Raw genomic sequence first — 12,182 nt, forward strand, 5'->3', positions numbered from 1 at the left:
CTCCTTATGATCAGCTCTTTATGGATCGCGAAAACCGGCCTGGACGCGCAGCAAACCAACATGGACGTGATTGCCAACAACCTGGCAAACGTCAGCACCAACGGGTTTAAGCGTCAGCGTGCGGTATTCGAAGATTTGCTTTATCAAACCATTCGCCAGCCGGGCGCTCAGTCTTCCGAGCAGACCACGCTGCCGTCTGGCCTACAGATTGGTACCGGCGTGCGCCCGGTGGCGACCGAGCGTCTGCACAGCCAGGGCAACCTGTCTCAGACCAACAACAGCAAGGACGTGGCGATCAAGGGGCAGGGCTTCTTCCAGGTGCAGCTGCCTGACGGCACCTCTGCCTACACCCGCGACGGCTCCTTCCAGGTGGATCAGAACGGCCAGCTGGTGACGGCGGGCGGTTTCCAGGTGCAGCCTGCCATCACCATCCCGGCGAACGCCCTGACCATTACCATCGGTCGCGACGGCATCGTGAGCGTGACCCAGCAGGGGCAGGCGGCGCCGGTTCAGGTTGGACAGCTGAACCTCACCACCTTCATGAACGATACCGGCCTGGAAAGCATTGGTGAGAACCTCTACACCGAAACGCAATCCTCCGGTACGCCAAATGAAAGTACCCCCGGCTTGAACGGCGCGGGCCTGCTATACCAGGGCTATGTTGAAACCTCTAACGTGAACGTGGCGGAAGAGCTGGTCAATATGATCCAGGTTCAGCGCGCGTATGAAATTAACAGTAAAGCAGTGTCGACGACCGACCAGATGCTGCAAAAACTGACGCAACTCTAAAGGGCGGTCCGGCGCGGTGAACGCCGCGTCGGCTCCCTGTTTTCGAAGATGAAGGCAATGCAAAAAAACGCGGCGTTTCGTTATCCGATACTGACTGTTCTGGCCGTCTCCCTCAGCGGATGTGCCTGGATACCCTCTAAACCGTTGGTGCAGGGTGCGACAACCGCCCAACCCGTCCCTGGCCCCGCGCCGGTGGTAAACGGCTCTATTTTCCAGACCGCGCAGCCGATTAACTACGGCTATCAGCCGCTGTTTGAAGATCGCCGTCCGCGTAATATCGGCGATACCTTGACCATTGTGCTGCAGGAAAACGTCAGCGCGAGCAAAAGCTCGTCCGCGAACGCCAGCCGCGATGGCAAAACCAATTTCGGTTTCGACACCGTACCGCGCTATCTGCAGGGCCTGTTTGGCAATGCGCGTGCCGATGTGGAAGCCTCTGGCGGCAACACCTTTAACGGCAAAGGCGGCGCGAACGCCAGCAATACCTTCAGCGGAACGCTGACGGTGACGGTTGACCAGGTGCTGGTGAACGGCAACCTGCACGTCGTGGGTGAAAAACAGATCGCCATCAACCAGGGAACGGAGTTTATCCGCTTCTCCGGCGTGGTGAACCCGCGCACCATCAGCGGCAGCAACACCGTACCGTCCACGCAGGTGGCGGATGCGCGCATTGAATACGTCGGCAACGGCTACATCAACGAAGCGCAAAATATGGGCTGGCTGCAGCGCTTCTTCCTTAACTTATCGCCGATGTAAGCGAGGTGACCCATGTTTAAATCCCTCTTCGCCGTGGCGCTGGCCCTGGTGGCAACGTTTGCCCAGGCCGACCGCATACGCGATCTCACCAGCGTGCAGGGCGTGCGTGAAAACTCCCTGATCGGCTACGGCCTTGTCGTGGGGCTGGACGGCACGGGTGACCAGACGACCCAAACGCCGTTCACCACGCAAAGCCTGAACAACATGCTCTCCCAGCTCGGTATCACCGTACCGACGGGCACCAACATGCAGCTGAAAAACGTGGCGGCGGTGATGGTCACCGCCTCCTTCCCGGCCTTTGCGCGCCAGGGGCAGACCATCGACGTGGTGGTTTCCTCAATGGGTAACGCCAAGAGCCTGCGCGGCGGAACGCTGCTGATGACCCCGCTGAAAGGCGTCGACAGCCAGGTCTACGCGCTGGCGCAGGGCAACATCCTGGTCGGCGGCGCGGGCGCTTCCGCGGGCGGCAGCAGCGTGCAGGTTAACCAGCTGAACGGCGGGCGCATTACCAACGGGGCGATCATCGAGCGCGAGCTGCCCACGCAGTTTGGTGCCGGCAACACCATCAACCTGCAGCTGAACAACGAAGACTTCACGATGGCCCAGCAGATTGCGGACACCATCAACCGCAGCCGCGGCTACGGCAGCGCCACCGCGCTGGATGCGCGCACCGTGCAGATCCGCACCTCGACGGGCAGCAGCAGCCAGGTGCGCATGTTGGCGGATATTCAGAATATGGAAGTCAACGTGCCGCTTCAGGACGCGAAGGTCATTATCAACTCCCGCACCGGATCGGTGGTGATGAACCGCGAGGTGACGCTGGACAGCTGCGCCGTAGCGCAGGGTAACCTCTCCGTGACGGTCAACCGCAGCGCGAACGTGAGCCAGCCGGATACGCCGTTTGGCGGCGGGCAGACGGTGGTGACGCCGCAAACGCAGATTGACCTGCGCCAGAGCGGCGGCTCGCTCCAGAGCGTGCGCTCCAGCGCCAACCTCAACAGCGTCGTCCGCGCCCTGAACGCGCTGGGCGCCACGCCGATGGACCTGATGTCCATTCTGCAGTCGATGCAAAGCGCGGGCTGCCTGCGCGCTAAGCTGGAAATCATCTGATGCTGACCGATAGCAAGCTGTTGACCAGCGCGGCCTGGGACGCCCAGTCGCTCAACGAGCTGAAATCCAACGCGGGTAAAGATCCGGCCGGAAATATCCGCCCGGTGGCCCGCCAGGTGGAGGGAATGTTCGTGCAGATGATGCTGAAAAGCATGCGTGAGGCGCTGCCGAAGGACGGCATTTTCAGCAGCGACTCCACGCGGCTTTACACCAGCCTGTATGACCAACAGATTGCGCAGCAGATGACCGCCGGAAAAGGGCTCGGTCTGGCCGACATGATCGTCAAGCAGACCGAAGCGGCGCAGGGCGTCCAGCCGGACGGCGAACCGCAGCAGGTGCCGATGAAGTTTTCACTTGAAACGGTGACCCGCTATCAGAATCAGGCGCTGACCCAGATGGTGCGTAAAGCGGTGCCGAAACCCGCCGCGACCAGCGACGAGCCGCTCTCCGGCGACAGCAAAGACTTCCTGGCCCAGCTTTCACTGCCCGCGCGCCTGGCGAGCGAGCAGAGCGGCGTGCCGCACCACCTGATCCTGGCGCAGGCCGCGCTGGAGTCGGGCTGGGGACAGCGTCAGATCCGCCGTGAAAATGGCGATCCGAGCTTCAACATCTTTGGCGTTAAGGCCACCTCCAGCTGGAAAGGGCCGACCACGGAAATCACTACCACCGAGTATGAGAACGGCGCGGCGGTGAAGGTGAAGGCCAAATTCCGCGTGTACAGCTCGTATCTGGAAGCGCTGTCCGACTACGTGGGCGTGCTGAGCCGCAACCCGCGCTACGCCGCCGTTACGCAGGCCGCGACGCCGGAGCAGGGCGCGCAGGCGCTGCAAAACGCCGGTTATGCGACCGATCCCAACTACGCGCGCAAGCTCACCAGCATGATTCAGCAGCTTAAAGCGATGGGCGAGAAGGTCAGCAAAGCCTACAGCACCGATCTCGAAAAACTGTTCTGAAAGCTCTCAAGTCCCGATGGAGGCTGCCGATAACCTTCATCAGGACTCGTGTCTGAATGTATAAAAGGAACTCCCATGTCCGGTTTGATTAACAGCGCCATGAGTGGCCTCAGTGCTGCCCAGGCGGCACTTAATACCGTCAGTAATAATATTTCAAGCTATAACGTGGCAGGTTACACCCGCCAGACCACCGTTCTGGGTGCATCCAACAGCACGTTGACCGGCGGCGGCTGGGTCGGTAACGGGGTTTACGTTTCAGGTGTTCAGCGTGAGTATGATGCGTTCATCACCAACCAGCTGCGCGCGGCCCAGACCCAGAGCAGCGGCCTGACCACGCGCTACCAGCAGATGTCGAAAATCGACGACGTGCTGTCTGATACCACCAATTCGCTCTCCACCACCCTGCAGGATTTCTTTAAAAGCCTGCAAACGCTGGTCAGCAACGCGGAAGATCCGGCGGCGCGCCAGACGGTGCTGGGCAAAGCGGATGGCCTGGTCAATCAGTTCAAAACCAACGACCAGTACCTGCGCGAGCAGGATGCGCAGGTGAATACCGCCATTTCGACCAGTGTCGATCAGATCAATAACTACGCCAAACAGATCGCCAACCTGAACGATCAGATTTCTCGCCTCACCGGCGTCGGCGCGGGCGCATCGCCAAACGAGCTGCTCGACCAGCGCGACCAGCTGGTGACCGAGCTGAACAAGATTGTTGGCGTAGAGGTCTCGGTGCAGGACAGCGGCACCTATAACGTCTCCTTCGGCAACGGCTACAGCCTGGTGCAGGGCGGCAAAGCGAACCAGCTGGCGGCGGTGAAATCGAGCGCGGACCCCGGGCGCACCACCATTGCCTACGTGGATGACGTGGCCGGGAACGTGGAAGTGCCCGAGAAGCTGATTACCACCGGTTCGTTAGGCGGGCTATTAACGTTTCGCAATGAAGACCTGGACAAGGCGCGCAACAGCCTGAACCAGATGGCGCTGGCCTTCGCAGACGCGATGAACAAGCAGCATCAGGCCGGTTTTGATGCCAACGGCGACGCGGGCGGCAAGCTGTTTGACTTCGGCTCCCCGGCGGTGCTGAGCAACAGCAAAAACAGCGGCACGGCGTCCGTTACCGCCTCGGTGGCAGACAGCACCAGGGTGCAGGCGACGGACTACAAGCTGCAGTTCAACGGCACCGACTGGACCGTGACCCGCACCGCGGATAAGACCAGCTTCACCCTGAGCCCGGACGCGAGCGGCAACCTCTCCTTTGACGGCCTGAACGTTAACGTGAGCGGCGCGGCCAGCGCGAAGGACAGCTTTATCGTGAAGCCGGTTTCTGACGTCATTATGAACATGGACCTGGCGATAAGCGATGAGTCAAAGCTGGCGATGGCGCAGGCGGACAACGGCGGTGAGAGCGACAACCGCAACGGCCAGAAAATGCTGGATCTGCAAAACAGCAAGGTCGTCGGCGGCAATAAAACCTTCAACGATGCCTATGCCTCGCTGGTCAGCACCGTGGGCAGCACCACCGCGACGCTGAAGTCCAGCACCGAAACGAAGGCTAACGTGGTCGTTCAGCTGACGAAGCAGCAGCAGTCCATCTCCGGGGTTAACCTGGACGAGGAGTATGGCAACCTGCAGCGCTATCAGCAGTATTACCTCGCCAACGCGCAGGTGCTGCAGACGGCCAGCACGCTTTTCGACGCAATTATCAATATTCGCTAAGGGTGAGGTGAACCATGCGTATTAGCACCCAGATGATGTACGAGCAGAACATGCGGGGGATCACCGATTCCCAGAGCAGGTGGCTGAGCTACGGTGAACAAATGTCCACCGGCAAACGCGTGAACCGCCCGTCAGACGACCCGATCGCGGCGTCGCAGGCTATCGTGCTGTCGCAGTCTCAGTCGCAGAACAGCCAGTTTGCGCTGGCGCGTACCTTTGCGACCCAAAAGGTATCGCTGGAAGATAACGTGTTATCTCAGGTTGATACGGCGCTTTCAGGCGTGCGCGAAAAGCTCGTCTACGCCGCAAACGGTACGCTCAGCGATGACGACCGTCTTTCGCTGGCAACCGACCTCCAGGGCCTTCGCGATCAGCTGATGAACCTGGCAAACACCACCGACGGCAACGGCCGCTATATTTTTGCCGGGTACAAGACGGAAAGCGCGCCGTTTGATGCCGCAACGGGCGATTACAGCGGTGGCACTGAGGCCATCACCCAGCAGGTGGATACGGCGCGCAACATGACCATCAGCCATACCGGCACGCAAATTTTCGACAGCATTACCAGCAACGCGCAGGAGCTTCCCGGGGGCGGATACGGTGAAACCAACATGTTCAAGATCCTCGACGGCGCGATTGCCTCGCTAAAAACGCCGATTGAAAACGATCCGGCGGCCGCGGCTGCACAGGGCCAGGTTATCGCCAACTCGCAGGTCGGCATCAAGAACGCGCAGAACAACGTCCTGACAGTCGTGGCTGACGTGGGCACCAAGATGAGCGAGCTGGAAAAGCTCGACACCCTGGGCGATGACCGCGCGCTGGGTCAGACGCAGCAGATGAGTGACCTGGTGGAAGTTGACTGGAACGCGGCGATTTCTTCCTACACCATGCAGCAGGCGGCGCTGCAGGCATCCTATAAGGCGTTCAGCGATATGCAGGGCATGTCCCTTTTCCAGCTGAATAAATAAGGTTTGACCTCTTAGAACATGTCTTGAAACTGGACATGTTTTGTCTGCCCAATCCGGTGCGCTGGATTGGGCCTTTTTTTATGCAACGTCTGCCTGGGCGGATGCGACGCGGGCGTTTTCAATCAGGCGGATTGCCAGCGCGATCCCCCCGCAAAGCGTCGCCAGCGCGACAACGCCGGACCAGCCCGCAAGGGTATAAATCTTGCTCCCTGCCGCAGAGCCTAGCGCCATCCCGATAAACACCACCGTAAACAAGACCGCGTTAAGGCGACCGCGGGCCTGCGGCTCAAGGCTATAGACCAGATTCTGGTGAGCCACCAGGCTTGACTGCAGGCCGAGATCGAAGCCCACGGCGGAAACGGCGATCAGGGCAAGCTGTCCATAAACGCTAAGCCAGGGCATGGCAAACATCAGCGCAAAGGAGACGGTCACCAGCGCGGCACCCAGCTGCGTGACTTTTCCTGCGCCCAGCCTGTCGGCCAGGCCACCGGCAAGAGGCGCCGCGAGCGCGCCTGCCGCACCTGCAATCCCAAAGCCGCCCGCTACGGCGCTGCCCATGTGATAGCGTTCAAGCAGCATCACAGCCAGCGTTGACCAAAATGCGCTGAAGGCGATCGAGAGAAAGCCCTGCGCCAGCGCCGCACGGCGCAGCGCCGGATAGCGGCGCCACAGATGCGCCATTGAGTGCATCAGCGCGGGGTAGCTCAGCGTTGAATGGACGGCAAAGCGGGGGAGAACGGCCCACATCACGACGCCAACAGAGGCAATGCTCGCGGCGGCCAGCTGGTACATCAGCCGCCAGCTAAACGCTTCGCCGACGACGCCGCTGACGGTCCTGGAGAGCAAAATCCCGAGCAGCAGGCCGGTCATCACCGTACCGACGGTTTTGCCCTGCTGACCTTCCGGGGCAAGGATGGCGGCGGCGGGAACGATATCCTGCGCCATGGTCGCGGCCATCCCGATAAGCAGGCTCGCCAGCAGCAGCGAATGCAGCTGCCCGGTCAGGCTACAGCCCAGCAGAAAAAGCGCCAGCGCCGCGCTTTTTATCAGAATTAACGTTCGGCGGTCGTGGCGGTCGCCAAGCGGCAGCAGGAAAAGAATGCCGAACGCATAGCCCGCCTGGGTCAGCGTTGGAACCATCCCCATGCCTTCAATGCTCAGGTGCAGATCGCTGCCCATCAGCGGCAGCAGGGGCTGAGCGTAGTAAATGGATGCCACGCTAAAACCGGCGCCCAGCGCCAGCATGAAAATGACCCAGCGGCTAACGGCGCGGGGGGACGTTGTGGTGTTCATAAGGCGTTCCTCAATCAGAATGTGAGGGGATTTTTCACCAAAGCGCATTGCGGCGGTAGAGGGCCCGGTGGTAAAACGCTTATACGTTTAACGTATGACAATGAAATAAATGAAACGAATAGAACGTATAGACAGGGTGGAGCTGATGCGCACCTTCGTGCGCATCGTCGAGGCAGGCTCGCTTTCGGCGGCGGCCAGGCAGCTTGAGACAACGCAGGCAACGGTGAGCAGACGGTTGCAGTCGCTGGAAACGCTGCTGGGGGTCCGGCTGCTGCTGCGTACAACCCACACCACGCGGCTGACCGATGACGGAGAACGCTGCTATCAGCACGCGCGGCGGGTGATAGACAGCTGGCTGGCGCTGGAGGATGAAGTCGCCCATGCCGAAGACGAGCCGGTCGGCGTGCTGCGGGTGCGTGCGCCGCACGCCTTTGGGCAGGATCAGCTTTTGGCTCCGCTAACCGAATTTTTGCAGCGCTACCCTCAGCTGTCCGTCGAATGGGTGCTCAATGACAGCTCCGTGGATTTTCTGGGCGATAACCTTGACTGCGCTATCCGCGTGGGCGCCGACGTTGACCCTGCGACGGTCTCCGTGCTGCTGGCTGAAGTGCCGCGTTCGGTAGTGGCCTCTCCAGAACTCCTCGCGCGCGCTCCCGCGATTAACGGGCCTGAGGATCTCGAGGCGCTGCCGTGGGTTGCCATTAGCACCTTTTATCAGCGGCACATAGAGCTTTTCAACGGCGAGTTGAATCAGGCGCGTCGGCTGACGATCGTCCCGCGCCTGAGCACGGACAGCCTGTACGTGGCGCGTAAGACCGCGCTGACCGGACTGGGCGCAGCGGTGGTGTCAAGCTGGGCGGTAAAAGAGGATATTCAGGCGGGAAGGCTGGTCCACGTGCTGCCCGAATGGCAGCCGTCGGCTCTGCCGGTGCATCTGGTCTACCCGTGGTCACGCTACTATCCCGCGCGCCTGCGGCTTTTCCTGGAGATGATGCGAACGGTGATGCCGGAGATTGCCGGGATGAGGTCGGCCGGGAAAGGGCAATAAAAAAGCCGACCCGAAGGTCGGCTTTTCACGCTACGGTCGCTTAGTCAACGGACTGTGGGCGGGTAGCCGGAGCGGTCGCCTGGTGCGTTGCGCTGTGACCACCCGCGGAACCTTTACCGTCGAAGTTAAAGCCAGGGCGCACCCAGTCGCTGTGGCGCGGCGCTTCCGGCACATACTCTGGTGCTGGCGCGCGCGTCATCGGGGCGCTAGCCACGCGAGCCGCAGCTGCAACAACCGGCTCAGGCTTCACTTCCGGCGCTTTCACTTCCACTGGCGCAGGTTCACGAACCGGTTCAACGACAACCTCGACCGGCTGAACAACTTCCTCAACGGCGGTTTCAACGATCGCTTCAGGCGCTTCCTCTACCGGCGCGGCAGGTTGAACCTCTTCCACGATCTCTTCCGCTACTGCCGCATCTTCTTCGGCGATAATCTGCGGCGCGGCGTCGACCGGTGCTGCAATCACTTCAGGATGCGTCGTTTCCACTTCAACGGCCTGTGGAGCCGCTTCAACAACCTGTGGCTCAACCACGGTAGCGGTTTCCGTCTCAACCGCTTCAACCGCGGCAACCGGTGCAATCACCTCTTCGGTGACGGTCTGTTCTTCAACCGCCTGCTCAGGGCGAGCGACCGGGTAGCGGATCCAGACTTTACCCGAGGCCATTTCCGGGGATGCACAGGCGATGGTTAACGGCATCGGTGACTGAGTCGGGTAACGCTCGTCGCGGTAACGACGACGACGCTGGCCGCTCACGCGCAGATGACGCGGAGAACGGCGTGAGCGACGCGGCATGCCCGCGTTTTCACGACCTTCACCGTTGTCATCCTGCTCAACGTTGCTTTCCACCACGGCTGGCAGATCGACCTTCGCAAGCTGGGTACTCTGTACGCTTTCGGCAGGCTCCGCGGCAATGACTGCAGTTTCTTCTACCTGCACTTCACCAATGCGAACTTTCTGCGCCAGCTGACGCTGCTTGCGGCGCGGCATGACCTGAGTACGTTCTTCCTGCTCGGCATCCTGCTGTTCAACAGGCGCTTCGCGATTCAGGTTTTTAACTTCCTGCTGAGCCTGACGCTTCTCGTCGTTGCGGCGACGGCTGCGCTCGCGGCGAGGCTGCTGCTCGTCACGCTGTTTGGTTTTTTCAGGCTCATCGCCCGGCTGCTGGCGAACTTCGCGATCTTCAACGTTTTGCTGTTGCTTCTCGCGACGGTTACGGCGGTTCTCTTCGCGCTGCTCGCGGCCTTCGCTGTTGTCTGAACGGTTGTCACGACGCTCGCTGCGATCGCCGCGTTCGTTACGGTCATTGCGGTCGTTACGATCGCGACGGTTGTTCTGACGCTTGCGGCGATCCTGCTGACGTTCCGGCTTGGCTTCTTTTGGCGCTTCTTTTGGTTGCTCCGCCTGAGGCTCTTCACCCGCAAACATCTTCTTCAGCGCGCCGAAGAGGCGGCTCAGCAGGCCAGGCTGTTCTGGCTGTACTTTTACAGCCGGTGCGGCAGGTTTCTGCGCGGCAGGCTTAGCGGCTGGTTTTTCCAGCACGGCTTCCGGCGGCGCTTCCGGCATGATGAAGGTTGCCAGTGCAGGCTGCTCAGGCAATTTACGCTCGGCAGGCTCGTCGTCGGATGGCAGCGCCATCTCTTCTTCATGCAGCTTCGGCAGCAGATAGCTGAGCGTGCTGGTCTCTTCACCTTTACGCACGCGCAGAACGTGGTAATGCGGAGTTTGCATCTCGTCGTTTGGCACGATGATGCAGCGAACGCCGCCCTGACGCGATTCGATTGCGCTCACCGCCGCACGCTTTTCGTTCAGCAGATATGAGGCCACCGGCACAGGGACAATGGCGTGAACCTCTTTGGTGTTCTCTTTCAGCGCTTCTTCTTCAATCAGACGCAGAATGGAAAGGGAAAGGGATTCGTTGTCGCGAACGGTACCCGTACCGGAACAGCGCGGGCATACGTGGTGGCTGGACTCACCCAGCGACGGGCTCAGACGCTGACGGGACATCTCCAGCAGGCCAAAGCGAGAGATATGGCTGATCTGGATACGCGCACGGTCCTGGCGCACCGCTTCGCGCAGGCGATTTTCAACCGCGCGCTGGTGGCGAACCGGGGTCATGTCGATGAAGTCGATAACAATAAGACCGCCCAGGTCGCGCAGGCGGAGCTGGCGGGCAATTTCATCAGCGGCTTCAAGGTTGGTGTTGAAGGCCGTCTCTTCGATATCGCCACCGCGCGTCGCGCGGGCGGAGTTGATGTCGATAGCGGTCAGCGCTTCGGTGGTATCAATAACGATAGAACCGCCGGACGGCAGACGCACTTCGCGCTGGAAGGCGGACTCAATCTGGGATTCAATCTGATAGTGGCTGAACAGCGGGATTTCACCGGTGTACAGCTTAATTTTGCTGGTGAAATCAGGACGACCCAGCGCGGCGATGTGCTGGCGAGCCAGCTCGAGCACTTTCGGGTTATCAATCAGAATTTCGCCGATGTCCTGACGCAGGTAATCGCGGAAGGCACGTACGATAACGTTGCTTTCCTGGTGGATCAGGAACGGAGCAGGGCGGCTTTCCGCTGCTTTCTGGATAGCTTCCCAGTGCTTCAGGCGGAAGCTGAGGTCCCACTGCAGCGCTTCGGCAGATTTGCCGACGCCCGCGGTACGCACGATAAGCCCCATGCCGTCTGGCAGCTCGAGGCTAGCCAGCGCTTCTTTCAGCTCGGTACGGTCATCACCTTCGATACGGCGTGAGATACCGCCCGCACGCGGGTTGTTTGGCATCAGAACCAGATAGCTCCCCGCCAGGCTGATAAAGGTGGTCAGCGCGGCACCTTTGTTGCCACGCTCTTCTTTATCGATCTGAACGATAACTTCCTGGCCTTCGCGCAGCACATCTTTGATGTTCGGACGACCGTGGGCGTTATAGTTGGAAGGGAAATATTCGCGGGCGATTTCTTTCAGAGGGAGGAAACCATGACGCTCAGCACCGTAATCGACAAATGCAGCTTCAAGGCTTGGTTCAATGCGGGTGATTTTGCCTTTGTAAATGTTCGCTTTTTTCTGTTCGTGTCCAGGACTTTCAATATCCAGATCGTACAGGCGCTGCCCATCCACAAGGGCGACACGCAACTCTTCTTGCTGAGTTGCGTTGATTAACATTCTTTTCATCGTAACTTACTCGTTATTCTTACATTGACGACAAAGCTGCGGGCAAGGTGACGCTGTCCGGGGTATGAACCGATGGCCTCGTGACTATTCACGTCGCCAACCTCACGGTTGTCGCTCGCTTAAGAGGCGCAAAGTGTCGGTTGCCTGTATTTCATACGGAAATACAGCGCATTTATCAGGGGAATTGCCTGGGAACACTCTCCAGAAAACAATCCTTATACCGGGAAGTACTGCAACCCGCAGCCCGCTAACTGCCTGAAAGATCAATACGTCTTACGCCATTGCTGCGTGGATGATCGGTCAGACAAAATTGGTCATTCCGTCGATTTCCTTACTTAACCAGGATTTAACACGGAAAACGGCTTCATTATTCCATTGCTCGCCGG

General features: G+C 59.9%; 9 protein-coding genes. 7 read left to right on the forward strand and 2 right to left on the reverse strand.

The annotated features are described in order from the left end of the window. Positions 1-6: 6 nt before the first annotated feature. From flgG to flgL, 6 genes are all read left to right on the forward strand, one after another. Positions 7-789, forward strand: a complete 783-nt coding sequence (gene flgG, locus V1599_RS10930; protein ID WP_112009338.1) for a flagellar basal-body rod protein FlgG — start codon at positions 7-9, stop codon at positions 787-789. Positions 790-846: 57 nt separating this feature from the next. Further along, entirely contained in the window at positions 847-1,545 is a 699-nt protein-coding gene (gene flgH / locus V1599_RS10935; RefSeq protein WP_112009339.1) for a flagellar basal body L-ring protein FlgH, read from the forward strand. A 12-nt stretch (positions 1,546-1,557) separates the two neighbouring features. Continuing rightward, positions 1,558-2,655, forward strand: a complete 1,098-nt coding sequence (locus V1599_RS10940; protein WP_395300015.1) for a flagellar basal body P-ring protein FlgI — start codon at positions 1,558-1,560, stop codon at positions 2,653-2,655. After that, positions 2,655-3,608 (forward strand): flagellar assembly peptidoglycan hydrolase FlgJ, encoded by a 954-nt coding sequence (flgJ, locus tag V1599_RS10945; RefSeq protein WP_395300016.1) that lies wholly within the window; start codon positions 2,655-2,657, stop codon positions 3,606-3,608. Before V1599_RS10940 ends, flgJ begins: the two co-directional genes overlap by 1 nt. 75 nt (positions 3,609-3,683) lie before the next feature. Continuing rightward, entirely contained in the window at positions 3,684-5,324 is a 1,641-nt protein-coding gene (flgK, locus tag V1599_RS10950) for a flagellar hook-associated protein FlgK (protein ID WP_395300017.1), read from the forward strand. 14 nt (positions 5,325-5,338) lie between these two features. Next, positions 5,339-6,292 (forward strand): flagellar hook-associated protein FlgL, encoded by a 954-nt coding sequence (flgL, locus tag V1599_RS10955; protein WP_112009343.1) that lies wholly within the window; start codon positions 5,339-5,341, stop codon positions 6,290-6,292. A 78-nt stretch (positions 6,293-6,370) separates the two neighbouring features. Here flgL and V1599_RS10960 read toward each other — a convergent pair whose 3' ends face one another. Further along, positions 6,371-7,585, reverse strand: coding sequence for an MFS transporter (locus V1599_RS10960; RefSeq protein WP_297118012.1), 1,215 nt, complete (start codon positions 7,583-7,585; stop codon positions 6,371-6,373). A 109-nt stretch (positions 7,586-7,694) separates the two neighbouring features. On the opposite strand from V1599_RS10960, the gene V1599_RS10965 reads away from it, so the two are divergent. Further along, positions 7,695-8,633 carry a LysR family transcriptional regulator gene (locus V1599_RS10965; protein ID WP_395300018.1) on the forward strand — a complete coding sequence of 313 codons (939 nt, stop codon included), beginning with the start codon at positions 7,695-7,697 and terminating at the stop codon, positions 8,631-8,633. A gap of 40 nt (positions 8,634-8,673) precedes the next feature. Here the strand turns inward: V1599_RS10965 and rne are convergent, their stop codons facing one another. Further along, entirely contained in the window at positions 8,674-11,796 is a 3,123-nt protein-coding gene (rne, locus tag V1599_RS10970; protein ID WP_395300019.1) for a ribonuclease E, read from the reverse strand. Between the last annotated feature and the right edge of the window lie 386 nt (positions 11,797-12,182).

It is taken from the genome of Enterobacter sp. ECC-175 (assembly GCF_043968675.1).
Lineage (GTDB): Bacteria > Pseudomonadota > Gammaproteobacteria > Enterobacterales > Enterobacteriaceae > Enterobacter.